Below are 24101 nucleotides of genomic sequence, written 5' to 3'. Positions count from 1 at the left end.
TCGGACGGCGACTCAGAACGGCATCGGGTGTTGCCGGTGGACCGCCTTGATGTCGTCCATCACCTCGTCGGAGAGCGTCAGGTCGGCCGCACCGAGTGCGGTCTCCAGTTGCGGGATCGAGGTGGCGCCGAAGATGACGGAGCCCATGAATGGGCGCGTCAGGCAGAAGGCGAGCGCCATCTGCGCCGGATCGAGGCCGTGCTTCCTGGCGATCTCCAGATAGGCGTCGTGGGCCGGCCAGATCGTCGGAACGAGGCGCCCGTTGATGGTCGCGTTGAGGGACCGCCGCGAACCCTCCGGCGTTGTGTCGCCGGCATATTTGCCCGAAAGGATGCCGCAGGCGAGCGGCGAATAGGCGAGGAGGTCGACGTCTTCGGCGCAAGCGAGCTCGCCGAGGTCGAGGTCGAAGATACGGCACATCAGCGAGTATTCGTTCTGGATCGTCGCCACCCGCGGCAGGCCCTCGCGCTCGGAAATCTCCAGGAACTGGCGCGTGCCCCAGGCGGTCTCGTTGGAAAGGCCGACATGGCGGATCTTGCCGGCCTCGACCTGGCGCTGCAGTTCGCCGAGCGTGTCGGCAATGTCCTGGCGCACGACGGCGGGGTCGATGCCGGTGGGGTCGTAGTCCCAGTATTTGCGGAAATGGTAGCTGCCGCGGTTCGGCCAGTGGAGCTGGTAGAGGTCGACATAGTCGGTCCTCAGCCGCTTCAGCGAGGCATCGAGCGCCTCGCGGATCGCCTGCGGCGTGATCGGCGCACCGCCGCGCGCCCGCGAGGAGCCCTCGCCGGTGATCTTGGTGGCCAGCACCACGTCGCCGCGCCGGCCGGATTTTTCGATCCAGGTGCCGATATAGTCCTCGGTCTTGCCGGGATAGTCGGACGGGCCGGGATTGGCCGGGTACATTTCGGCCGTGTCGATGAAGTTGATGCCGGCATCGAGCGCGCGGTCGATCTGGGCGTGGCCCTCGGCTTCGGTGTTCTGGGAGCCCCAGGTCATGGAGCCGAGGCAGAGGGTGGAGACGCGAAGCTCCGTGCGTCCGAGCGTGGTGTAGTCCATGGAGCTCTCCTTGGAATGCGGGAACGGCCGTGACGCCGGCAAGGGAGAAAGGAGTGCCGGCCCGGTCGAAAGGAAGGGGTTACCCGCTTTTTAGTGCAGGAGAGCGAAAAGGGTAAGGGCTTTGGCCTATTCCGGGTCGCCGGCGGTGAGATAATCCCACAGGCGTTCAAAGATCATGCCGGCGTCCGTCGCCCTCAGCCTGGCCTCGTCGGCATCGAGCAGGGGCGCGGTCTCGGCAAGGCCGGTGCGGAGCGCCTCAAGCTCCACCCGGCAGGCGTCCTCCAGGTAAAAGGCAAGGCCGACAGCCTTCTGCAATGTCTCGCCGGCCGTCACCGCTCCGTTGCCGCGCATCATAACGGCCCGGCCGCTGCCGAGGGCGGCCACGACGCCGGCAGCCTTGTCGTCGTCGCGCACGAGCTGCGGATCGTCCCACAGCGCCGGCGCCGGCGCGAAATAGGCGCCGAAACCGTGCCGGGGTTTCGGCGTCAGGCCGAGGGCGGCGAGCGCCATCATTTGCGGGGACATGAACCGCACGACGCCGCCGACCTCCGGGCGCGTCCGATAGATGCGCTGGTGGATGCGCACCTCGCCGAGGATGCCGTCCGGCAGCGGACCCTCAACCGGCACCACCTGACACGCCTCGCCCGGCTCGGTCAGCCCCGGCGGTTTCGACGGCGTGACCAGGAACCGGTCGGCATCGATCCGTGCCGAGCAATGGCCATAGGCGTGGACGAGGCCGTGGCGGCCGAGCGCGCGGGCGGCCTTGCGCACGGCCACGGAAAGGGCGGGATCGATATCGCTCATGGACATACCGGGAGGGGAGGGAAAGAGAAAATCCGGCGGCACGGATGCCGCCGGACGGGATTGCCAAGGCCGGTCGGCGCCTACATGGCCGCCGCTTCGGCCTCAAGCTCCTTCAGGAGCGGCGCGCGCTCGCGCCATTCGGCGTACCAGGCGTCGATCGCCTCGCCGAAGAAGGTGCGGTCGACGGTGATCACCGGCACCTTGCTGGTCTGCAGCTTGGCGAGATAGTCCGCATCGATGCTCTCATAGGCGGCGACGAGGCTGTCGAGGCGGGCAGCCATCGCCTCGGCGATCAGCTTCTTGTCTTCGTCGCTGACCTCACGCCACTTGCGGGCCGAGCCGACGGCGACCATCGGGAACATCATGTGGTTGGATTCGATGATCGTGCCGGCATGGGCGTAGTATTTGGAATTCCAGGTGCCCTCGAAGTCGATCTGCATGCCGTCGATCTGGCCGTTGGCGAAGGCGTCGTAGAGCGCCGGCAGCGGCATCGGCGTCGGTGCGGCGCCGACCTTGACCCAGAAATCGAGCTCCGGCTTGAACGGCACGGTGCGGATCTTCTTGCCGGCAAGCTGTGCGCCCGACGTGATCTCGCCGCGCATGACGATCTGGCGCAGGCCCGCCATGCCGTAGCCGAAGCCGACGAGGCCGAGCTTGGAGACCGACTTCAGGAGTTTTTGGGCCGTCGGGCCGGAGAGAAGCTTGCGCGCCGCCGGCACGTCCTTGGCGATATAGGGGGCAAGGAAGATGCCGTAGTCGTCGCGCCGGTTGGCGAATTCGCCGAGCGTCAGGAAGGCGAAATCGAGCGCCCCGGTCTGGAGCTGCTGCAGCATCTCCGACTCCGAGCCGAGCTGGCCACTCGGAAAGACGGTGAGGTTGATGCGCCCGTCGCTCTTGGCCTTGAGGTCCTCGGCCAGCGCGGTCGCGGTCTTGGTCCATTGGTGCGGTGGCGGCGTGATGAGACCGATGCGGTAGTCGTCGGCCGCGGCAAGGCTCGGGGCGGCGAGGATGCCGAGGGCGAGAAGGGCGGCGGCGGGTCTGAAGTGCATGTCTTCCTCCGTGTGTTTTTGTGTTCGTTCGATGCTTGCGTTTGCTGGCGGTCAGATCAGGGACATGAGACCGGGGAACAGGACGAGGAGCACGATCACCGCGGCGGCAGCGGCCAGGAACGGCGCGACCAGGAGCGCGATCCGTTCCGCCTTGATGCCGCTCATCAACGCGGCGGTGAACAGCCCGGTTCCGACCGGCGGCGTTAGCAGCCCGGCGGCAAGGTTGAGGCAGATGATGACGCCGAAATGGGTGGCGTTGATCTGGTAGACGTCGGTGGCGACCGGCAGCAACACCGGCACGATCAGGATCAGCGCCGGGATCGGGTCGATGATCATGCCGACCAGAAGCAGCAACAGGTTCAGCACCAGCAGGAAGACGATCGGCGAGGTCGTCAGGTCCTGCAGCCAGTCGGCGACCAGCGTCGGGATGTTCTCAAAGGTGATCACCCAGGAAAAGACGCCGGCCGCGGCAATGACGAAGAGCACGACGGCCGAACTGCGCGCGGCGCGCACGAAGGCCGGGCCGAGATGGGAGATCTCCAGCTCCCGGTAGACGAACTTGCCGATCAGGATCGAGACGATCGCCGCCATGGCGGCCGCCTCCGTCGGCGTCGCCAGTCCGCCGAGGATCGAGCCGACGATGGTGATCGGGATGAGGGCTGCCGGCAGCGCATCGGCGACGGCCTTGAGGCGGGCGTTCCACGACATCTTCTCGTTGGTCGGAAAGCCGTGGATGCGGCCGAGGACGGCGATAACGACGAGGAAGGCGGCGGCCAGCAGCAGGCCCGGCACGATGCCGGCGATGAACAAATCGCCGATGGAGATCTGGGCGATGACGCCATAGACGATGAACAGCATCGACGGCGGGATGATCGGCGCCAGCATGCCGGCGGCGGCCGTGATCGACATGGAGACGTCGCGCGGATAGCCGGCCCGGTCCATCTCCGGCACGGCGAGCCGGCTCATGACGACGATCTGGGCAACCGTCGAGCCGAGGATCGATGCCATCATCACATTGGCGGCAAGGTTGACGTAGGCGAGACCGCCGCGCACCTGGCCCATCATCGCCATTGCAAGGGTCATCAGCCGCCGGCCGATGCCGCCCTCGTTCATCAGTTCGCCGAGCAGGATGAACAGCGGCAGGGCAAGCAGCCCGTAACTCTCCAGGCCGCCGAAGAACTGCGAGGGATAGGACTGGAAGAGGACGGTGTTGCCGCTGACGGCCACGTAGATCAGCGCGGAGGCCGCGAGCACGAAGGCGATCGGCACGCCGGTGAGCAGGAGCGCGAAAAAGGAAAGACCGACCGCCACGGCGCTACTCCCAGCCGCCGAGGCGCCCGAGGCTCACGGCGATGTTGCTGAGGCTGTGGACGATGGTGGTGAGGCAGAAGATCGGCAGGATCAGCCAGAACCAGAATTTCGGCACGCCGAGGGTGACCGTCGGCTCCTGGTAGATGAAGTTGAAGTCGATGAGGCTGAAGGCTTCCAGGTTCTCCGCGAAAAGCGCCGTCACCGGATCGAACCAGCGCCAGATCAGCACCAGGAGGGTGAGGATGAAGGCGAGCAGCAAGAGGTCGACGGTCAGCGCCAGCCACGCCTTCGGCCGCGACGGCAGGGCGTCGGAGACGAGGGTTACCGCGATGTGGCCGCGGTGATGAATGGCAAGCGAGGCGCCGACGAAGGCCATCCACACCATGGCGAAGACGGCAAGCTCGTCGACCCACAGGATCGGGACGGAGAGGGCGCGGGTGACGACGTTGAGGAGCAGCAGGAGGAAGGTGAAGGCGGCGAGCGATCCGGCGACGATGGCCTCGCCGCGGGCGAGGATGCCGCTGACCCGGCCGATCCATCCAGCGCGGGCGGCAAGGGACGACGGGTCGGTGTCGTGGTGCTCCGCGGCCTTGACGGCTCTGTCGTTTGCGGCCGACGCCATGTCGTCCTCCCTGGTGATGGCCCCTTTTGCGAAAGGCTCTTAATATCGATAAAAATATGCTTTATATATAATTTATTCCATGTCAACCGACGCGAGGAAAAAATATCGTCAAAATGAAAAATATCGTTATTTTTGACGCGCGAATTGCGACAGGAGCGGGACCGGCATCGATCCGGCCGCACGACGCCGGCCCCGCGATCGGCGCCGGCGGCAATGCGCGCAAGCGGGCTACTTGCGGAACTCGGCGATGTCCGGCTTGGCGCCGAACAGGCAGAAGGACTCGTCCTCAAGGGCGAACTGGCGCGGCCGGTAGTTGGCCTCGTCCTCGATGATCATCCGGTCGCTGGTGGAGAACTCGAAGGTGTTGCCGTCATGGCCCTCGAAATAGAGGAAGTAGCCGCCCGAAGTGGCGTGGCGCCCAGGTCCGAAGACGATCCGCACCTGCTTGTCCTGCAAGTAGTAGGCGGCTTTCAGGAGGTCGTCGATGGTGTCGACCTGGTGGTTGATGTGCTGGATGCCGGGGCCCTTGGTCGGGAACAGGGCGATCTGGTGGTGCCGGGCATTGACGCGCATCAGCGGGGCCGGGCCGATCCAGTCGGAGATCCGGGCGTTGAAATGGCTCAGCCAGAAGGCCTGGTCGCGCTTGGGGTCGGTGGTGTTGAGGCCGACATGGCCGAAGCCGGTAATGCCGGTCGGCCGGTTCGGATGGTAGGGCCGGTTGGCGTCGAACGGACGGGCGAGAAGCTCCACCCGGTTGCCGGTCGGATCGATGAACCAGCCGAATTCGTGGGTGAAGCGGACGGCGGCTTCCTCGTCGCTGCCGCGCCCGCATGCGACGCCGGCGGCCTCCAGCTCGGCCAGTGCGTCGTCGAGCCCGTCCCAGCGCTTCAGCTCGAAGGCAATGGTGCTGTCCTTCTTCTCGCCCTTGAAGAAGGCGACCGAATGGTGCCGCTTGTCGGAGCGCAGATAGACGTGATCGTCGGTCCGAAGCACGCATTGCAGGCCGAGGATCTCGGTGCCGAAATGCTGGGCTCCGTCGAGGTCGTCGGTACCGAGCCGGACGTTGTAGATGTCGCGAAGGTCGATCATGGGCTCTCCCCCTTTGGTGTCGCACCGCCGGGGCATGCCGGCGGCGGCGTCCCGTTGGCCGGGACGCGCTCCTGTTGGCGTTAAGAATTACTCGCAGCTCGGACCGGCGTCAACAAAAATATCGATAAAAAATAGAATTACCGATAATTTGCCAAATTCGAGCAGTCATGCATTTTGTTGAGAAACAGGGGGAGTCCGAGTCGGCCCATGACGCTGATCGAACAAGTCTACGAGTCCATCCGCGAGGCCATCGTGCTCGGGCGCTATGCGCCGGAGTCGCGGCTGAAGGCCCAGCATATCAAGGACGACTACGGCGTCAGCGGCACCATCATCCGCGAGGCGCTGAACCGGCTGATTTCCGACGGGCTGGTGATCGCCAATGACCGCCGCGGCTTTTCCGTGGCGCCGTTTTCCGCTGAGGATCTCGCCGACATCATCCAGGCGCGGCTGTTGATCGAGGTGGATGTGGTGCGCCAGTCGGTGGAGGCCGGCGACGATGACTGGGAGATGGCGCTGGTCGGCGCCTATCACGGCCTCGACAAGCAGGAGCAGGCGGTCGACATCGAGAACGAGGCGAGCCTCAGGGCCCTGGAAACGGCGAACCGCGCCTTCCACGACCAGCTCGGCGCCGCCTGTCCGTCGGCGACGCTGCGCGCGTTCTACAACCAGCTTTTTACGCGTCATTACCGCTACCGGCGGGTGGCGCTGCGCGAGCAGGCAATCCTGACCGCGGCCCGCGAGGACCACAAGACCCTGCTCGACGCCGCGCTGAAGCGCGACGCCGCCCGGGCAACGGAAATCACCCGCACCCATATCCTGAGGACGCAAAAGTTCTCGGACCGCCTGATCAGCGCCTTCGCCAAGACGCCAACGGAATGAGGGCAGCGGGAGCGGCGGGAATGCCCCCGCCCCTTGGTTGGCGCCCCTTGTCTAGCTCGCCATCTTCTCGACCAGCGGCCGGAGCTGCAGGCCGTAGAGCATTTCCAGGTAGCGCCGCGTCTCGACCCGCTCCAGGTCGGTGACGTAGCGCCAGAAACCGTAGATCCGCGACAGCGTCATCAGCCGTTCCGCATAGCGGCTCCAAGTGTAGCGCTCTTCGACGCGCTTCAGGGCCTGGTCGGAGATCGTCGTCCAGCGCGACGGGTCCTTCTTGCAGGCGGCAAAGAAGCTGGCCATCTTTTCCGCCGCCTCGTCGCCATGGTTCGGGTTGATGTGGAAGCCCGACTTGCCGTCGACGATGATCTCCAGGGGGCCGCCGAAGCACGTGGCGAAGGTCGGCAGGCCGGTGCTCATCGCCTCGATCACCGTCAGGCCGAACGCCTCGAACAGGGCCGGCTGCACGAACGCGCCCTTGCGGTCGGCGACGAACCGGTAGAGCTCGCCGGAGAACTGCTTTTCCAGATGCATGCCGAGCCAGCGGACCTGGTCATTGAGACCGTACTCGTCCATGATCCGGTGCATCTCGTGGATCTGCTCGCCCTCTTCCTGGTCGCCGGACTTGGCCGGATCGACATGGCCGGAGACGAGCACGAGATTGCATTCCTCACGCAGTTTCTCGGACTCGCCGAACCACCGCGCGAGCCCGGTGATGTTCTTGATGCGGTCCATGCGCGCCATGGAGAACAGCAGCGGCTTGTCCGGATGGGCGAACTTGCCGCGGATGTCGCCGCCCGGATCGCGCGTGAAGACCAGTTCCTCGATTTCCGATTCCAGGTGCGGCAGGCGCCGGTCCGTGTCGCTCGGCGGGAAGTAGACGTTGGAGTCCGCGCCCGGCGAGACGATGTTGAATTTCGGATCGAACACGTCGACGCCGTGCACCACCCGGTAGAGCCCCGGCATCGTGAAGGCACCGTGCGACTCGTACTGGCCGACGCTGTCCGGCGTGCCGGCGATCTCCTGGAAGCTCGACGTGATGATGAAGTCGGCGGCGTTCATGGCGATGATATCCGCCGTGAACTGGCAACTGAAATGGTAGTGGTCGTCGTTCTCGTGCCAGAACAGGTCCGAGTAGAGGTACTTCGTCTTTTCCAGCGCGTGGGCGATGTTGCACTGGGTCACCTTCAGCCGCTGCGACAACAGCGTGGCGACCAGGTTGCCGTCCGAATAGTTGCCGATGATGAGGTCCGGCCGGCTGTTGAGCTCGGCCAGCACCTCGCGCTCCACGTCGAAGGAGAAGCGCTCCAGATACGGCCAGATCTCGAACCGCGATATCCAGTGCGGATGCACGGTGCCGTCGGCATTGTGGAACGGCACGCGCAGGATGGTGGCGCTGTGGGTGCCGACGATCGGCTCCAGGCGCTGGTCGGAGCTGGTGCCGTCGGCCTCCGGAATGAGCCGGGTGACGACGACGATGCGCGGCTCGATGTCGAGGCCCTGGCGCGCCAGCCGGTCGCGCATTTCCCGCTCCAGCGCCCGCACCTGGTCGAGGATGTAGACGATCTGGCCGCCGGTGTCGGGCCGTCCGAGAACGTTGGCCTGGCCGAACCAGCCATGCGGCGACAGGATCACCACCGAGAACATCATCGGCACGCTGGCCAGGAACTGCTCCAGCATCCGCGGCGAGGGCGCCTCCAGGATGTCGAGCAGGTTCTGCATCATCTCCGCGATGAGTTCGGCGTTGCGGCCCCAGCCGACCTCGAAGCCGAGGGGGTGGAGCTTGACCGCAAGGTCGGTCCATTCCGTCTCCGGCTCCTCGCGGGAGAGGATTTCCAGCGCCCGGCGCAGCGCGTCGCGCAGGCCCGCAACGTCGCTGATCCGGTCGTTGAGCATGAGCTGCTGGCCGAGATAGCGGTGCACCCGCAGGAATTCCAGAAGCTTGCGGTCGCCGTCGCCATGGCCGTCGAACAGGAGGCTGGAAAGCCGCCGGTTGAGGAATTCGACGCCGGAACCGATGGAGCGCGATTCCCGCATCTTGAAGAACTCGCGGGTGAACGGCTCGAAGTCGATTTCCAGCGTCCAGTCGTTCTCGACCGGCCCGGTGCCGAGCGCCAGCTTTTCCATGCATTGCAGGTACGTGTCGGTCGACACCTCTTCGACGTCGAGCGTGTCGAGGTGGATGCGCACATAGGCCCAGCGCGCGATCCGCACCCTCAGCGACAGGTAGAACCAGTCGCCGTCTCGGGCCGCTTCCTGGGCCTTTTCAAGCGTCTTGACCAGCACCGTGTCCTGCATCGGGATGCCGTCCTGCGTGTCCTCTTCGGGGATCGACCGCAACGCATCGAGCAGGTCGCTGCGCAGCATGAAGCGGCGGTCGAGAGAGGTGATGTGGTGAAGAACCATGTGCGTTGCCGGCCTGTGTTCTTCGACAAAGGCCTTGAGGTCTTCGACCACGCCGTTTTGGATGCTCATGTCCGCTCCCGTTCTATGGACCAGAGATTGATTGGAAGGACCGCGACCGCGGTGCCGTGTGCCGTGCGGCCGGAAGGGCCGAAACCTGCATACGACGGAATGTCTCATCCCTTACATAGGGAAGGGCGGTGCGGTTGTCGAATGCCGCCCGGAAGGGGCGGCGGCGCTCGCCCGGACTGGCCGGATGGCCCGGCCGCAAGCAAGCTGTTGGAGGGGACGTCAGGCCATCCCGGCCGTCCCGGCGGATTGCGGACCGACGGCAAGGACGCCGCTGCGCGGGGACAGGCGCCTGCCGCTCAGGTCTCCGCGCTTTCCGTTTCCTTTTCCTCCGGCTCCGGTGCCCGGCACTCGCCGAAGAAATCGTAGTGGTCGATGGCTTCCAGGATGCCGCGGGCGAAGGGCTGGGTGGCGAAATAGATCCGCTCCAGGTCGACGAGCTGCGACAGCTCCTCGTCGTGGCGGTTGGCGACCACGGCGGCCAGCGTATTGCCGCGCATCATGTCCTCGTCGGCGCCGGAGCCGCCGGCGACCAGCGTCTGGTCGATCGGGATGCCCCAGCGGTCGGTGACGTAGCGCACGGCCAGGCCCTTGGTGGCCCGGATCGGCAGGATGTCGAGGAACTGGCCGAAGGACAGCATGATGTTCACCGCCATTTCCTCGCGGTGCATCAGGCTGTTCAGTTCGTCCATCGAGGGCGCGATGCTGGGGTCGTAATAGTAGCTGATCTTGAACCAGCTCTGTTCCGCGGGCGGCTGCAGTTCCAGGCCCGGCGTGTCGGCAAGCAGCTTGCGCACCTTGCGCGGCATCCAGTGGTGGTCGATGTGGCGCGCCCAGGCAACATCCGCCGTCAGGTCCGGCGCATAGTGGATCTGGGTGCCGCCGGAGGTGATCAGCACGTCCGGTTCGGGGATCTTGTTGCGCCGCAGCGCCCTCAGCGCGCTGTCGAGCCGGCGGCCTGTGGCAATCCCGAAGCTCGCCGTCGACCGGTTGCGCCGCATCCGTTCGACGAACTCCGGCAGCGAGTCCGGATCGCCGAGAAGGTTCTGGTCGAGATCGGTGAAGATCGCCCGGTCGCGGTAGACGGAGTCCTTGCGGCGCAGTTCCGGGCGGAACAACAGGCCCGAGCGGTCGATGACCGGCACCGCCTCGTCGAGATAGGTCCGCGAATGGGCCTCCCAGGAATAGTGGGTCCTGACGCCCTTGACGCCGTTCCTGGCGTAGGTCTCCCAGACGTCGTCGTCTTCCAGCACCTTGCGGATCGCCTCGGTGATCGCATCGGTGTCCAGAACGTCGACGAGGAGGCCGTTGTCGCAATTGCCGACGATATCGCGCGGGCCGCCGTCTTCCGTCGCCACGATCGGAATGCCGCTCGCCGCCGCCTCGATCAGGGTCAGGCCGAAGGGCTCGGTCAGCGCCGGATTGACGAAGACGCCCTTGCGGGCCGAGGCCAGCCGGTAGATCTCCGGCACGTCGTCGGCCTTGTGGTGCTTGGGATAGGAGACCTTGCCGTAGAGGTCGTAGCGGTCGAACAGCAAGAGCAGATCGGTCAGCACCTCCTGCGCGCCGTCGTCCATGTCGGCGATGTCGTCGCGGTTGCCGGCGACGATCACCAGATTGGCGAGATCCTGCAGTTCCGGGCTCTCGCCATAGGCGGTAACGAGGCCGGAGATATTCTTGCGGGCATCGGGCCGGGACAGGGCCAGGATGAAGGGCTTGTCCGGCTCGTTCAGGAACCGGTCGATCTCCGCCGCGATCGGGGCCTTTCGCGGATCGCCCTCGGCCTCGGAGGGCGGATAGAAGCGGTTGAGGTCGGCGCCGGGCGGGATCACCCGCATCTGCTCCGGCTGGTAGTGATCGTAGAGCGCGTACTGCTCCTCGATCTCCTGGTGGGTGCTGGTGATCACCCGCTCGGCCGTCGCCAGCGTGTTTTCCTCCGCCTCGATCCGCCGGCTCATATTGTACCGGGCCTCGATCTGCTCGCGCGTCAGGCCGGTCGCCAAAAGCCGGCGCCGCTTGACCCGGCCGAGCGAATGCCCGGTGTGGATCAGCGGCACGCCGAGAATATGCGCCAGCCTTGTGCCGACATAGCCGGCATCGGCATAGTGGCTGTGCAGGAGATCGGGCGTGCGCCCCTCGGCGCGGAAATGGGCGAGGGCGTTGTCGACGAAATTGTCGAGGTGGTCCCAGAGGTGTTCCTTGTAGAGATACTCCTCCGACGGTCCGGCATCGATCCTGACGATGCGCACATTGTCGGCGATCTGTTCGGTCGGCTCGCCATATTCGGGGTCGACGGCGGGGTCCGCCACGCGGCGGGTGAAGAGGTCGACCTTGCCGACTTCCTTCATGCGGCCGAGGGCCTCGACGAGCTCGACGACATAGGTCGTCTGGCCGCCGGTGTCGGCGTCGCGTCCCAGTTCAAGATTTTGGCCGCGGATCAGTCCGTGAACGCTCAAATGAACGAGGTACAAGTCCCCTTCCTTGATGTTTACCACGACTGATCAAGCTCCTTCTTGTCTTTGGCCCGAGGGCGACGCACTGGGGCCCGAGGGCGACGCACTGGCGACTTTTCTGGCAAGCCGGCGACCGGATCGTCCCTCTATGATACAGGATTCTTGGCACCCGGTATAAAGCCTCGGCTGGCGTTTTGTCACGGTGTGCCGGGGAATCGCAGGGAAATCGCGGTCCCGGAAAGGCGGTAACGCCCACAGGAAGAAATGTTGCAGCGCCCGTTCGGTTCCGTCACGTGCGGCAAATTTTTTTGCACCGCAGCGCAATGCCGCCGGACCTAAAAATCGTATTGACTGGGGCCGTGTTTGGTTTAGTGAGCATTTCGGATCTTGGTCGCTGAGGCCAGGAGGTCGGCTCGCGAAGAAGTGGGCACCGGACCCGCAGTTTTCTGCGGCAACGGCAAGCGGCGGGCGCCCTCGCAACCTCCATCAAGACATCCGTATCAGGGTGTTTTCTGGAGCCGCTTATCCCATGTCGAACGCAAATTCCCGCTTGCCGCGGGCGCCACTGCCCGTGCCGCAACGCACTCTCGGTCCCGTCGCCGATCTGGAAGCCCATCTGCCGGAGGAATGGTGGCGGCGCCTGTTCAACGCGCTTTACATCAAGACCGACGGCGACGTGGTGGAGAACACGGAAAATACCCGCCGCGAGGTGGATTTTCTCCTGAAGGCCGCCGACGTCACCCCGGAAAGCCGCATCCTCGACCTGTGCTGCGGCCAGGGGCGGCATTCGCTGGAGCTGGTGCGCCGCGGCTTCCGCCACGTCACCGGCCTCGACCGCTCGCGCTACCTGGTCCGGCTGGCGCGGAAACGCGCCGCCGCCGAGGGTCTTTCCGCCACCTTCCGCGAGGGCGATGCCCGCAATCCTCGGCTCACCGCCGACAGCTTCGACTGCATCACCATCCTCGGCAATTCCTTCGGCTATTTCTCCAGCCAGGACGACGATGCCAAGGTGTTGAGGAGCGCCGGCAAGCTTTTGAAGCCGTCCGGAACGCTCTATCTCGACCTGTCCGACGGCGACTGGATCAAGACCCACTACGAGCCGCGCTCCTGGGAATGGATCGACGGCCACCATTTCGTCTGCCGCGAGCGCTCGCTCTCCTCCGACGGCAACCGGCTGATCTCGCGCGAGGTCATCGTCCATGACGAACTCGGCGTTCTCGCCGACCAGTTCTATGCCGAGCGCCTCTACACCCGCGAGACGCTGACGGCCCTCATGGAAGCCTGCGGCTACCGCGATATCCGCTACCACGGCCAGATGGAATCGCTGTCCGACCGCGACCAGGACCTCGGCATGATGGCGCGGCGCATGGTGCTGACCGCGCTGGCGCCGGTGAAGGCCAAAAAGACCCGCAAGCCGCGCGCCACGCTCGATGTGACGGTGCTCCTCGGCGACCCGCGCCTGCCCGATGCGGTCAAGCGCGACGGCCATTTCAACGACGAGGACATGGAGACCATCCGGCTCCTGAAGGAGGCGCTTGTCGACATCGGCCGGTTCAACGTGCGCTACCTCGACAACCACGCGACGCTGGAACGGGACCTCTCGGACCTCTCCACCGACCTCGTCCTCAATCTCTGCGACGAGGGCTTCAACAACGATCCCTTCAAGGAGCTGCACGTCCCGGCGTTGCTGGAGATGGTCGGCCTGCCCTATACCGGCGCGCCGCCGCGCTGCCTTGCCAACTGCTACGACAAGGGGCTGGTGCGCGCCGTCGCGACCCAGCTCGACGTTCCGGTGCCGCTCGAAACCTATATCCGCCCCGGCGACCAGGGCGCGACGATGCCGTCCGTCTTTCCGGCGCTCCTGAAGCCAAATTTCGGCGACAGCAGCGAGGGCATCACCCGCGACGCGGTCGTCACCAACCAGCAGGAACTGCTCGCCTATCTCGATGGCCTGAGGGCGCTGTTTCCCGACAATCCGGTGCTGGTGCAGGAGTTTCTGTCCGGCGGCGAATACAGCGTCGGCCTGATCGGCAATCCGGACCGGGGCCTGCGCGCCCTGCCGCTGCTGGAGGTCGACTATTCCGGCCTCGATCCGGAGCTGCCGCAGATCCTCTGTTACGAATCCAAATGGCACCCGGAGAGCCCCTACTGGACGCGCATCAGATATCGCGAGGCAACGCTCGCCGACCAGGAGCAGGCGATGCTGATCGACCACTCCATGCGCCTGTTCGAGCGTCTCGGCTGCCGCGACTACGCCCGCTTCGACTTCCGCGCCGATGCGGCCGGCACCATCAAGCTGCTTGAGGTCAACCCGAACCCCGGCTGGTGCTGGGACGGCAAGCAGAACCTGATGGCCGGCTTCGCCGGCATGTCCTATGCGGATCTTCTGGAAGCGATCATCGGCGCCGCCGAGGAGCGGCTCGGCCTCAATGGCCGGCGCCGGTCCGACAAGGCGGGCGCGGCGGCGCGGGCGCAGACCTAGTTCTGCGCCAGCTTCTGCAGCTTCGGCTGGACGATGAAGTCGGTGCCGCGGCCGGTTTCCCGGCCGATGCCGTCGTCGGTGATGACGAGCGACGAGCCGGGCATCAGCAGTTCGGAGATGCGGGTGCGCAAGTCCTGCGGGATGTCGATCCGGTCGAGCGCCTCGCGCGGGCTGCTGATATGGCTTCCCGCGACCGTCAGCGCCATCCAGGAAACGTTCGTCTCGCCCGGCTCGAAGTCGGCGATCGAAAAGACGTGGGTGCCGAGCGGCGCTTCCACGTCGCGGATCTGTACCGGTGCATCGAACAGCGGCTTGCGGTTCTGGCGCACATAGAGGTGGCCCTTGATCTCCGGCCGGCCGACCGCCTTGTGCAGCGCGGCGACGAGTTCGTCCGTGACCATGCCGGTCGGCGCGGCGCCGGTGGCGCGCTGGAACGACTGGATCGCGCCGCCCGTATTGCCGCCGAGATAGCCGTCGATCTCGCCCGGATCGTGGCCGAGCTCCTTCAGCATCGACTGGATGTCCATCATCCGCTGGCGCCCGGTGCGCCGGGTGACGAGGATCCGGAGCGGCTGGGTCGAGCGGTTCTGGTAGCGGGCCATGCGGTCGACGAGATATTCGAAGTCGGCGAGCGCGACATGCGGCGGCACAGCCTCCGCATCGCCCGGCTCCTCATGGGAGGAGACGACGGCATCCGGCGCCAAGGGCTGGAACAGGCGGGCGTCGTGGATCGACGTCAGCCGCGCCGGCTCGGCGGTCAGAATGACGTCGGCCCCGACCTCGGTCATGCCGAACAGCTTCTGGGCGAAGGGCTTCGGCAGCCGGATGCAGCCATGGGAGGCCGGATAATTCGGCACGTGGCCGGCATGGAGCGCGATGCCAGACCAGGTGATGCGCTGCATGAAGGGCATCGGCGCGCCGCTATAGATGTTGGAGCGGTGCCATTTGCGCTTTTCCAGGATGCTGTAGACGCCGACGGGTGTCGCATGGCCGGGCTTTCCCGACGAGATTCGCGAGGAGGTGACGAGCTTCAGGCCGCGATAGACGTCGACCCGCTGTTCGGAGCGCGAGATGACGAGGCGCAGACGCCCGGCTTCGGCGACGTCGCCGGCATCCTTGGCCTTTTCCGCAGAAAGGGCGGGGCCGGATGCCACCAGCGCCGTTGCGGCAACGCAAAGGGCCGGAAGGAGGGGAGAATACCGCAGGTGCCGTCGGGTCATGATCGAATCCGCTCGTGTTGCGCTCAGGTCGTTGCCATCGGGCGTTTTGGTGTTTCGTCGCTTGGGATAGCCGTACAACCGAATTACCACGGTATTCAGTGCCGCATATCACACAAAAGATTTATTTGCGCCGCATTTGCGCAATGATATGGCCCTGAAACCTAACGGAAAAGGGCAGCATTGCAGCTTTCCGGGCACACTGTTGCAGAAAAACCTTAAAGAACCTCGACGGCCGGTGCCGTGTCCTAATTCCGGCACACGGTATGGCGAGGCGGGTTTGCCCCTTGTCTCCCCGCCCGTTCCTGTTATTCCCGACGACGTGCGGCCGATGCCGCGACCAACCGCAGGAAGTCCCATGGGAGAAATCATCGCCGCCGCCGCCGCAGAGTTGCCGGCCTGGGCCGAAGGCACCGTAAACCTTGCCTCGCCGCGCCTCGGCAGTGAGGCCGTCGCCTGCTCCGACGATTCCTTCGCCGCCATGGGCCGCATGCTCGGCGATGCCGCCCCGGTCTTCAAACCGGACGTCTACGACGATTTCGGCAAATGGATGGATGGCTGGGAGACCAAGCGCCGCCGCGACACCGGCCATGACTGGTGCGTGGTGAAGCTCGGCGCGCGGGGCATCATCCGCGGCGTCGACATCGACACCTCCCACTTCACCGGCAACTATCCGCCGGCCGCCTCGCTCTGGGCATCGGACGCTGAGACCGCGCCGGAGGACGACGCCGGCTGGACGGAGATTCTCTCTTCCACGCCGCTGGGTCCCTCGGCGCATCACTTTGCCGAGGTCGCAGAGGCCGGCCCCTGGCGCTGGCTGCGGCTCAACATCTTCCCGGACGGCGGCATCGCGCGCCTGCGCGTCTACGGCAATGTGGTCGCCGACTGGCCGGGAAACGGAACGGTCGAGCTTTCGGCGCTGAACAACGGCGGGCGCATCGTTGCTTACAACGACGCCCATTTCGGCAACGTCCAGGCGATCCTGACGGAGGGCCGCGGCGTCGACATGGGCGACGGCTGGGAGACGCGGCGGAGGCGCGCGCCCGGCAATGACTGGATCATCGTCGAACTCGGCGCCGCCGGCGTCGTCGAAAAGATCGAGGTCGACACCGCCCATTTCCGCGGCAACTATCCGGATCGCTGCTCGCTGCAGGCGATCCTGGCCGGTGCCCACGACGATGCGGCGATCACCGTCCAGTCCGTCAACTGGTCGCTCCTGATGGGCGAGAAGAAGCTTCAGGCCGACACCGTCCACACCTTCGAGGCCGCGGACCTCGCCGACCTCGGCCCCGTCAGCCACGTCAAGCTCAACATCTTTCCCGACGGCGGCATCAGCCGGCTGCGCATCTTCGGGAAGAAGGCATGAGGGACCTCGTCCCCGAACCGCTGACTTTTGATGCCTTCGCGCCCTTCGGCACGGTGATCGAGACGGCCGGCGCGACATCATTCCAGATCAACGAAGGCTTCGCCACCCGCTATCACGCCGTCGCCGCCGCCGATCCGGGCGAGGGCGGCACGGCGATCCTCTCCATCTTTCGCGGCCGCCGCCGGCCCGACCCGATCCGCATCGCCATGCTGGAACGCCATCCGCTGGCCAGCCAGGCCTTCATGCCGCTCAGCGCCAACGACTGGCTCGTCGTCGTCGCCGCGGAGCCGCGCACCGACGCCCTCCGCTGCTTCCGGGCGAGCGGCCACCAGGGCGTTCAGTATGCCAAGGGCGTCTGGCACCACCCGCTGCTGGTTCTCGCCGCCGAGCAGGATTTTCTGGTCGTCGACCGCGACGGTCCGGGCGCGAATCTTGAGGAACGCTCGCTGGACGCGGAGGCGTTCGTGCGGCTTTAGCCGCGGCTTCGTAGGCACGTGTTAGATGCCTTCGCCTGCCGCCCACTCAGCCGTCACCCCGGGTGAGCGCAGCGAGGCCCGGGGTCCAATGCCCCTGTCCACACGGTATGCCCTCAGCGAGCCGAGAGTCCGCGTCTGGATTGCTTCGCTTGCGCTCGCAATGACGGGAATTGGCTATTTTCTCAAGAATTTCAACGTCATCGCGAGGAGCCGAAGGCGACGCGGCGATCCAGAAAGCGGTCGCTGCGGGCGACCGCGTCGATAGGAGCATTGGGTACCAGGCCTCCGCTTCGCTCCGCCCGGCATGACGGAAGAGGGGACGGCGAACCACCACTATCCCATCAGCCGCGCCACACGGGTCCTGGCTGTCTCAAGAACCCGCCCGAGCTCCACCCCCGTCAGCACGCCGCCGCTGACCACCGGCCGGCCCTCCACAAAAAGATCGCGCACGGCAAACGGGCCGCAAAGCACCAGCGCGGCGACTGGGTCCCACGCTCCCGCCGCGGTGAGCCCTGAGACGTTCCAGACCGCGATGTCCGCGCGCTTGCCGACTTCGATAGACCCGCAATCGTGTCGCCCGAGCACCCTCGCCCCGCCAAGCGTCGCGATCTCCAGCGCCTCGCGGGCGCTCATAGCATCGGCACCGTTCTTCACCCGCTGCAGCAGCAGAGCCTGGCGCGCCTCCGACAGCATGTGGCCGCTGTCGTTGCTGGCCGAGCCGTCGACGCCGAGCCCGACCTTGACGCCGGCATCGCGCATCTGCCGCACCGGGGCGATACCGGAGCCGAGCCGGCAGTTGGAGCAGGGGCAATGGGCGACGCCGGTGCCGGAGCGGGCGAAAAGGTCGATCTCCGCCCGGTCCAGCTTCACGCAGTGGGCGTGCCAGACGTCGTCGCCGGTCCAGCCGAGGCTTTCGGCATAGTCGCCCGGCCGGCAGCCGAATTTTTCCAGCGAGTAGTCGATGTCCTCGTCGTTCTCGGCGAGGTGAGTGTGGAGCATCACGCCCTTTTGGCGGGCAAGCCCCGCCGTCTCCTTCATGAGGCCGGTCGAGACGGAAAACGGCGAGCAGGGCGCCAGCGCCACCCGCACCATGGCGCCGTCGCCGGCATCGTGGAGCGCGTCGACGACCCGCTCGCAATCTTTCAGGATATCCGGCTCGGCCTCCACCAGTCGGTCCGGCGGCAGGCCGCCCGAACTCTCGCCGACGCTCATGGAGCCGCGGGTGGCGTGGAACCTGACGCCGATGCTTTCCGCCGCCGCGACCGTATCCTCAAGCTTCGCCCCGTTCGGGAAGATGTACTGGTGGTCGGAGCTCATGGTGCAGCCGGAAAGGGCAAGCTCGGCAAGTCCGACCTGCGCGGAGACGAAAAAATCCTCCGGCGTCATCTTGAGGAAGATCGGATAGAGCGTCTTCAGCCAGCCGAAAAGGAGCGCGTCCTGGCCGCCCGGCACGGCGCGCACCAGCGTCTGGAACAGATGGTGGTGGGTGTTGACGAGCCCCGGCGTGACGACGCAGCCGGACGCGTCTAAGACCTCGTCGACGGCCTCGGCCGCGACGTCCGTGCCGACGGCGACAATGATCCCGTCCTCCATCAGCACGCTGCCGCCGGCAATCTCGCGGCGCTCGGCGTCCATGGTGACGACGATTTCGGCGTTTTCGATGAGGGTTCGCGTCACCGGCATCTCCGGGGGAAGGGAAAAACGACCGCGGGCGCGGCTGGCACAAAGTCCGAGTGTGCGTTGCAGGCGCCCAAGGCGCAAGCGGCCTTTGCCGGGCGTGCCCGGCCCGATTGCCGTTTCCCTTTGCCTGCTCAAAATATGGACTTGCCAGAAACAAAGCCGCTGGACGACAGTGGGTTGCATGCGGAGAAACGAAAGGGTGCACATGGCGCACGGAGGAGGCTGTCTGAACGGCGCGGGAGCCGCCGACCGATGACCGCCATCCGCCGCGACATTCGTTTCCTTCTCAATGACGACGAGATCCGCCTTGAAGCGGTCGGGCCGAACGACACGTTGCTCGACCACATCCGGCTCGCCCGCCGCCTTACCGGCACCAAGGAGGGCTGCGCGGAGGGCGACTGCGGCGCCTGCACCGTGCTGATCGGCCGCCTGACGGAAAAGGGCCTACGCTACGAGCCGGTCAACGCCTGCATCCGCTTGCTCGCCTCCGTCGACCGCTGTCATGTGGTGACGGTGGAGCGCCTCGCCGGCCCCCATGGCCTCCATCCGGTGCAGCAGGCGATGGTCGCGGAACACGCCAGCCAGTGCGGCTTCTGCACCCCCGGCATCGTCATGTCGCTCTATGCCCTCTGGCTCTCGGTGCCGGAACCGGGTGAGGCGGAGATCGAAACGGCGCTGCAGGGCAATCTCTGCCGCTGCACCGGCTACCAGCCCATCGTCGACGCGGCCAGGGCCGCCTGTGCCCTCGGCAATCCGGCCGAGGATTTTTTGGTCACCGGGCGCGAGGCAATTGCCGCAAAGCTCACGTCCTTCGACGGTGCGCGGGTCGAGGTCGAGAAAGACGGCGCCCGCGCCTTCCTGCCGGCCGACCTCGAAGACTTCGCCGAACTGCGCGCGGATATGCCCGAGGCAACCATCGTTGCCGGCGCCACCGATGTCGGCCTCTGGGTCACCAAGGAGATGCGCGACATCTCGCCTGCGATCTTCGTCGGCCATCTCACGGAGCTGAAGGAGATCGCGGAGGACGAGGCGGGCCTCACTCTCGGTGCAGCCGTCACCTACTCCGAGGCCGCAGCTTCGATCAGGCGCATGTTCCCGCACCTTTCCGAATTCTGGCCGCGCATCGGCGGCTGGCAGGTCCGCAACATGGGGACGGTCGGCGGCAACATCGCCAACGGCTCGCCCATCGGCGACACTCCGCCGGTCTTGATCGCCCTCGGCGCACGGGTGATCCTGCGCCACCGCGAGGAGCGGCGGATTCTTGAGCTGGAAGACTTCTTCCTCGACTACGGCAGGCAGGACAGAAAACCCGGCGATTTCCTGGAAGCGATCCACATCCCCCGGCCGGCCCCGGACACCCTCAACGCCGCCTACAAGATTTCCAAGCGCCGCGACGAGGACATCTCCGCCGTCTGCGGTGCGTTTGCGCTAAGGCTCGACGGCGACACGGTCGCATCCGTCCGCATCGCCTTCGGCGGCATGGCGGCAACCCCGAAGCGCGCGAGGGGCGTCGAAGCGGCCCTTCAAGGAAAACCCTGGACCGAGGAGACAGTCGCCGCAGCGGCAAGCGCCTTCGCCGGGGATTTCTCCCCGATCGGCGACTGGCGCGCCTCCGCCGACTATCGTGCCCTCATCGCCCGCAACCTGCTCCTGCGCTTCTTCTACGAGACCTCGGACATCGGCGAGCCGGTCCGCCTCTCCGCCATGCCCGTTCCGGAGGCCGCCGGATGGACCTAAAAATCCGCGGCAGCGTCCATACGCCGGAAAAGCATGATTCCGCCGAAAAGCACGTCACCGGCCGGGCCGACTACGCCGACGACATCGCCGCGCCCGAAGGAACGCTGCACGCCGCCCTCGGCCTTTCCGGCGTTGCCCGTGGCCGGATAAAAAGCCTCGATCTCTCCGAGGTCGAAGCCTTCCCCGGCGTCGTCGGCGTCCTGACGGCGCGCGACATTCCGGGCGTCAACGACGTTTCCTCCACCGGCCGCCATGACGATCCGGTGTTCGCAGAGGAGGAAATCGCGTTCCACGGCCAGCCGGTCTTCGCCGTAATCGCCGAGACGCGGGATGCCGCGCGGCGGGCGGCCAAGAAGGCGCGCATCGACGTCGAGGAACTGCCCCACGTCATCGACGTCGCCGAGGCCATCGAGGCCGGCTATCCGAACGTCACCGAGCCGCTGACGCTTCAGCGCGGCGATGTCGGTCCGGCGCTCGAAGCGGCACCGCACAGATTGGCGGGAACCCTGCGGGTCGGCGGCCAGGACCACTTTTACCTCGAAAGCCACATTGCGCTCGCCATTCCCGGCGAGGATGACGAGGTGACGGTGGTCTCCTCCACCCAGCACCCGAGCGAGGTCCAGCACATGGTCGCCCATGTGCTCGGCGTGCCGTCGAACGCGGTGACGGTCGCCGTGCGCCGCATGGGCGGCGGCTTCGGCGGCAAGGAGACGCAGTCCTCGCTGTTCGCCGCCGTCGCTGCAGTGGCGGCAAAGAGATACGGCCGGGCGGTGAAGCTGCGGCCCGACCGCGACGAGGACATGATCGCCACCGGCAAGCGCCACGATTTCCTGATCGACTACGAGGTCGGCTTCGGCGACGACGGCCGGGTGCTGGCGATGAGCGGCGACTTCGCCGCCCGCTGCGGGTTTTCCGCCGACCTCTCCGGGCCGGTGACGGACCGGGCGCTGTTCCATGCCGACAACGCCTATTACTACCCGACTGTGCGCCTCGTCTCCCGGCCGCTGAAGACCGACACGGTCTCCAACACCGCATTCCGCGGCTTCGGTGGGCCGCAGGGCGTGATCGCGGCCGAACGGATCATGGAGGAGATCGCCTACGCGCTGGGCAAAGACCCGCTGGAGGTCAGGAAGGCCAATTTCTACGGCACCGGCGAACGCGACGTGACGCCCTACCACCAGACCGTCACCGACAGCATTCTGGAGCGCATCGTCGGTGAACTGGAGGAGGATGCCGACTATGCGGCCCGCCGCGAGGCGGTCCTTGTCCACAACGCAAGCCACCGGATCGTCAAGAAGGGCATCGCCCTGACGCCCGTAAAATTCGGCATTTCCTTCACGGCCACCTGGTTCAACCAGGCCGGCGCGCTGGTCCATGTCTACAATGACGGCTCCATCCACCTGAACCATGGCGGCACGGAGATGGGCCAGGGCCTTTTCGTCAAGGTCGCCCAGGTCGTCGCCGACTGCTTCCAGGTCGACCTTGACAAGGTGAAGATCACCGGGACGACGACGGCGAAGGTCCCTAACACCTCGGCAACGGCGGCCTCCTCCGGCACCGACCTAAATGCGATGGCGGCAAAGGCGGCGGCCGAGGAAATCAAGGAGCGGCTCGTCGCCTTCGCGGTGGAGGCCTTCGACGTGCCGCCGGAACAGGTTGCTTTCGAGCCGAATACGGTCCGCGTCGGCAACACGCGCTTTCCGTTCCCGGAGTTCATCAAGAAGGCCTATCTGGGCCGGGTGCACCTGTCGGCCGCCGGCTTCTACAAGACGCCGGACATCCACTGGGACCGGGCGGCGGGAAAGGGACGGCCGTTCTACTATTTCGCCTATGGCGCCGCCGTTTCCGAAGTCAGCGTCGATACGCTCACCGGCGAATACCGCGTCGACCGGGTCGACATCCTCCACGACGTCGGCCGCTCGCTCAATCCGGCGATCGACCGGGGCCAGGTCGAGGGCGCGTTCGTCCAGGGCATGGGCTGGCTGACGACGGAGGAGCTGTGGTGGGACGAAAAGGGCCGGCTGAGGACTCACGCCCCGTCGACCTACAAGATCCCGCTCGCCTCCGACCGGCCGCGCGTCTTCAACGTGCGGCTTGCCGACTGGTCGGAAAACCGCGAGCCGACCATTCGCCGTTCCAAGGCCGTCGGCGAGCCGCCCTTCATGCTGGCGATCTCCGTGCTGGAAGCGTTGTCGATGGCGGTCGCCTCGACAGCAGACTACTGCGTCTGCCCGCGGCTCGACGCACCGGCGACGCCGGAACGGGTGCTGATGGCCATCGAGCGGCTCAAGGGAGAGGGGCAAAAAGAATGATCGTCTCTCCCGCTGCGCTCGATGCCTTCCTCGCCGCCAACGACAAGGCCGCGCTGGTGCGGCTTGCCGCGGCGAAGGGCTCGACGCCCCGCGCGGCCGGCACCTGGATGCTGGTCTCGCATGACGCCATGCTCGGCACCATCGGCGGTGGCCAGATGGAGTTCTTGGCAATCGACGCGGCGCGCAAGCTGCTTGCGGAAAAGGGCTCGGAAACGCCGGTCCTCGACCTGGCGCTCGGCCCGGAGATCGGCCAGTGCTGCGGCGGAAAGGTGACGCTGCATGTCTCGCTGCTCGGCGCCGATGACGAAGCCGCGATCCGCGCCGAAGTCGCGACGAATGCCGACGCCCTGCCGTCGGTTTTTGTGTTCGGTGCCGGCCATGTGGGCCGCGCCCTGGTGAAGGCGCTGGCGCTGCTGCCCGTCCGCGCCGTCCTCGTTGACAGCCGCCAGGAAGAACTGGACCGCACCGGGCCCGACGCTGAGAAACGATTGACGGCACTGCCGGAAGAGGTCGTGCGGGCGGCCCGCGCCGGCAGCGCCTTTGTCGTCATGACCCACGAGCATTCGCTCGATTTCCTCATCGTCCGCGAGACACTCCTTCGCGGCGATGCCGCCTATGTCGGCATGATCGGCTCGAAAACGAAGCGGGCGAGTTTCGAGCGTTACTGCGCGAGGCAGGATTCGGCCGTCGATGCTGCCCGCCTCGTCTGTCCCATCGGCGCCCAGGGCAGCCGGGACAAGAGACCTGAGGTCATCGCCGCCTTCGTCGCGGCGGAGGTGATTGCGACGCTGCCCGCGGAGGCGGGAACGGTCGTGTCGGAGGCTTCTACAGACGCCTGACCGCGCTGCGCCGCCGCATGGATTGCCGCGTCGGCCTTACGGCCTCCTCGCAATTGTGCAAGTTCAGATATTCGCTGATGGGATTGCGGAAAGGAGCGACCCATGCGCGACAACAGCTATGACCGGACGATTGAACGGAACTATGTTCAGAAGTGGCGTTTCCTGATCAGGGAGTATGAGGAGGTGAAGGCCGGCCGGTCGTCGGCCTTTGCCACGGTCGGGGCCTTTTACCGCCACCACGGCACCTGCTCGCAGACCTTCCG

General features: G+C 66.1%; 17 protein-coding genes. 7 read left to right on the top strand and 10 right to left on the bottom strand.

Translation table 11 applies throughout. The features are described 5' to 3' along the window. Nucleotides 1–12 precede the first annotated feature (12 nt). The 6 genes from CH339_RS17195 to CH339_RS17170 form a co-directional block, all read right to left on the bottom strand. Nucleotides 13–1056, bottom strand: coding sequence for an aldo/keto reductase (locus CH339_RS17195; RefSeq protein WP_111435611.1), 1044 nt, complete (start codon nt 1054–1056; stop codon nt 13–15). 126 nt (nt 1057–1182) lie between these two features. Next, nucleotides 1183–1860 carry a class II aldolase/adducin family protein gene (locus tag CH339_RS17190; RefSeq protein ID WP_111435631.1) on the bottom strand — a complete coding sequence of 226 codons (678 nt, stop codon included), beginning with the start codon at nt 1858–1860 and terminating at the stop codon, nt 1183–1185. A gap of 80 nt (nt 1861–1940) precedes the next feature. Continuing rightward, on the bottom strand, nt 1941–2909 hold the full coding sequence (locus tag CH339_RS17185; protein ID WP_111435610.1) for a TRAP transporter substrate-binding protein: 969 nt from the start codon (nt 2907–2909) through the stop codon (nt 1941–1943). Between the two features lie 51 nt (nt 2910–2960). After that, the gene (locus CH339_RS17180) at nt 2961–4220 is read right to left on the bottom strand and encodes a TRAP transporter large permease (protein ID WP_111435609.1); all 1260 of its coding nucleotides are present in this window, start codon (nt 4218–4220) and stop codon (nt 2961–2963) included. A gap of 4 nt (nt 4221–4224) precedes the next feature. Continuing rightward, a complete protein-coding gene (locus CH339_RS17175; RefSeq protein WP_111435608.1) occupies nt 4225–4842 on the bottom strand; it encodes a TRAP transporter small permease in 618 nt (205 codons plus the stop codon). A gap of 228 nt (nt 4843–5070) precedes the next feature. Next, nucleotides 5071–5931 (bottom strand): VOC family protein, encoded by an 861-nt coding sequence (locus CH339_RS17170; protein WP_111435607.1) that lies wholly within the window; start codon nt 5929–5931, stop codon nt 5071–5073. 207 nt (nt 5932–6138) lie between these two features. Here CH339_RS17170 and CH339_RS17165 point away from each other — a divergent pair, with 207 nt between their 5' ends. Continuing rightward, a complete protein-coding gene (locus tag CH339_RS17165; RefSeq protein ID WP_111435606.1) occupies nt 6139–6810 on the top strand; it encodes a GntR family transcriptional regulator in 672 nt (223 codons plus the stop codon). A 51-nt stretch (nt 6811–6861) separates the two neighbouring features. Here the strand turns inward: CH339_RS17165 and CH339_RS17160 are convergent, their stop codons facing one another. Beyond that, nucleotides 6862–9279, bottom strand: coding sequence for a sucrose synthase (locus CH339_RS17160; protein ID WP_111435605.1), 2418 nt, complete (start codon nt 9277–9279; stop codon nt 6862–6864). Between the two features lie 296 nt (nt 9280–9575). Then, the gene (locus CH339_RS17155) at nt 9576–11747 is read right to left on the bottom strand and encodes an HAD family hydrolase (RefSeq protein ID WP_201240942.1); all 2172 of its coding nucleotides are present in this window, start codon (nt 11745–11747) and stop codon (nt 9576–9578) included. Nucleotides 11748–12300: 553 nt separating this feature from the next. Between CH339_RS17155 and CH339_RS17150 the strand changes: the two genes are divergently transcribed. After that, complete coding sequence (locus tag CH339_RS17150) at nt 12301–14211, top strand: methyltransferase domain-containing protein (protein ID WP_245408162.1); 1911 nt, start codon at nt 12301–12303, stop codon at nt 14209–14211. Here CH339_RS17150 and CH339_RS17145 read toward each other — a convergent pair. Next, nucleotides 14208–15431 (bottom strand): L,D-transpeptidase family protein, encoded by a 1224-nt coding sequence (locus CH339_RS17145; protein WP_111435602.1) that lies wholly within the window; start codon nt 15429–15431, stop codon nt 14208–14210. The two genes, CH339_RS17150 and CH339_RS17145, sit on opposite strands and share 4 nt — an antisense overlap. Before the next feature lie 355 nt (nt 15432–15786). On the opposite strand from CH339_RS17145, the gene alc reads away from it, so the two are divergent. Together alc and CH339_RS17135 are read left to right on the top strand one after the other, a co-directional pair. Further along, entirely contained in the window at nt 15787–16794 is a 1008-nt protein-coding gene (alc, locus tag CH339_RS17140; protein ID WP_111435601.1) for an allantoicase, read from the top strand. Next, the gene (locus CH339_RS17135) at nt 16791–17270 is read left to right on the top strand and encodes an ureidoglycolate lyase (protein WP_111435600.1); all 480 of its coding nucleotides are present in this window, start codon (nt 16791–16793) and stop codon (nt 17268–17270) included. The genes alc and CH339_RS17135 overlap by 4 nt, the downstream gene beginning before the upstream one ends. A 333-nt stretch (nt 17271–17603) precedes the next feature. On the opposite strand, the gene CH339_RS17130 is transcribed toward CH339_RS17135, so the two are convergent. Continuing rightward, nucleotides 17604–18947, bottom strand: a complete 1344-nt coding sequence (locus tag CH339_RS17130; protein WP_184443247.1) for an 8-oxoguanine deaminase — start codon at nt 18945–18947, stop codon at nt 17604–17606. A gap of 255 nt (nt 18948–19202) precedes the next feature. Between CH339_RS17130 and xdhA the strand changes: the two genes are divergently transcribed. Genes xdhA through xdhC form a run of 3 tightly spaced genes read left to right on the top strand, consistent with a single transcriptional unit; the run spans nt 19203 to nt 23838 of the window. Continuing rightward, complete coding sequence (gene xdhA / locus CH339_RS17125) at nt 19203–20687, top strand: xanthine dehydrogenase small subunit (RefSeq protein WP_111435598.1); 1485 nt, start codon at nt 19203–19205, stop codon at nt 20685–20687. Further along, nucleotides 20678–22999: a xanthine dehydrogenase molybdopterin binding subunit gene (xdhB, locus tag CH339_RS17120; protein WP_111435597.1), complete on the top strand. Its 2322-nt coding sequence runs from the start codon at nt 20678–20680 to the stop codon at nt 22997–22999. Before xdhA ends, xdhB begins: the two co-directional genes overlap by 10 nt. After that, nucleotides 22996–23838 (top strand): xanthine dehydrogenase accessory protein XdhC, encoded by an 843-nt coding sequence (xdhC, locus tag CH339_RS17115; RefSeq protein ID WP_111435596.1) that lies wholly within the window; start codon nt 22996–22998, stop codon nt 23836–23838. Before xdhB ends, xdhC begins: the two co-directional genes overlap by 4 nt. Nucleotides 23839–24101 lie beyond the last annotated feature (263 nt).

This window comes from Rhodobium orientis, assembly GCF_003258835.1.
GTDB classification, from domain to species: domain Bacteria; phylum Pseudomonadota; class Alphaproteobacteria; order Rhizobiales; family Rhodobiaceae; genus Rhodobium; species Rhodobium orientis.
The sequence above is the reverse complement of the archived record's forward strand: the minus strand, read 5'-3'. Positions and strand labels throughout refer to the sequence as shown.